Source organism: Pseudomonadota bacterium, assembly GCA_010028905.1.
Lineage (GTDB): Bacteria > Vulcanimicrobiota > Xenobia > RGZZ01 > RGZZ01 > RGZZ01.
This window is the reverse complement of record RGZZ01000871.1, coordinates 1-1201: the sequence shown is the minus strand read 5'-3', so window position 1 is coordinate 1201 and position 1201 is coordinate 1. Positions and strand designations below refer to the sequence as shown.

Here is a 1201-nt window from a genome sequence, read left to right as displayed (position 1 = left end):
GCATGCCCGCCTCCATGGCGTAGTGGATGCCCTTCAGCTTGGGCACGTTCACCATGCCCGCCGCGTCACCCAGAATGAGGGCGCCGTCGGCCGCCAGGTAGGGCATGGCGTTCCACCCGCCCTCGGGAATGGTCTTGGCGCCGTACGACACCATCTTGCCGCCTTCGAGCACCGCCCGCACCGAGGGGTGGGTCTTGAAGCGCTGCAGCTCTGCGTGGGGGTCGAGGAACGGGTCCTTGTAGTCGAGCCCCACCACGAAACCCACCGACACCAGGTTGTCGGCCATGTGGTAGAGCCATCCGCCCCCGAACGCGTCGCTCTTCAGCGGCCAGCCCATGGTGTGGGTCACGTGCCCGAGGCGGTGGCGCGACGGCTCGACCTCCCAGATCTCCTTGCAGCCCGTGGCGAAGATCTGCTGGTTCTTGCCCTTGTCGAGGCCGAGCTTGCCCACCACCTGGTTGGTGAGGTTTCCATAGGTGCCGTCGCAGAACAGGGTGACCTTGGCCTTGATGTCTTCCCCGAGCTGGTGGTTCGACTTCTTCTCGCCCTTCTTGTCGACGCCCCGATCGACCATGCGCACGCCGCAGACGCGCGCCTTGCCGCTGTCGCCGCTCTCGTAGAGCACCTCGGTGCCCGCGAAGCCCGGCATGATCATCACGCCCTTCTCCTCGACGAGGGGGGCGAGCCACTTCACCATCTTTGAGAGGCTGATGATATAGTTCCCGTGCTGGCGCAGGGGCGGGGGAACCAGCGGCAGCTTGAGCGCGCCGCCCTCGCTCAGCCACACCACCTCGTCGCTCTTCACCTCGGCCGAGAGCGGGCAGCCCTTCTCGACGAAGTCGGGCATGAGCTTCTTCATCGAGACCGGATCCATCACCGCGCCGCTGAGCTGATGGGCGCCGACCTCGGAGCCCTTGTCGACCACCGCCACCATGAGCTCGTCGAGCTTGCGACCCTGGGCCTTGCCCGCGTCTACGTCGGCGTTGTGCTTCTGCACGAGATCCATGAATCGGTAGGCGGCCGACAGGCCGGCAGGGCCGGCCCCCACGATGAGGACGTCGACCTCGAGTGTTTCGCGTTCGGACATGGGATTGAAAGGCTCCTCGGTGGTGCGCGCGCTTCTCGATGCGTGGTGGAGGAGCGCGAGGCTGCGGGCTACTTTGCGAGCAGGGGGGGGATTCCTTCCGCCGCACGCCCTTCC

The 1201-nt window shown here is 66.4% G+C and carries 1 protein-coding gene; it reads right to left on the bottom strand.

Annotation, left to right across the window (positions count from 1 at the left end):
- On the bottom strand, positions 1-1087 hold a 1087-nt coding region (locus EB084_26010; GenBank protein ID NDD31720.1), incomplete at its 3' end, for an NAD(P)/FAD-dependent oxidoreductase.
- Positions 1088-1201: the final 114 nt, after the last annotated feature.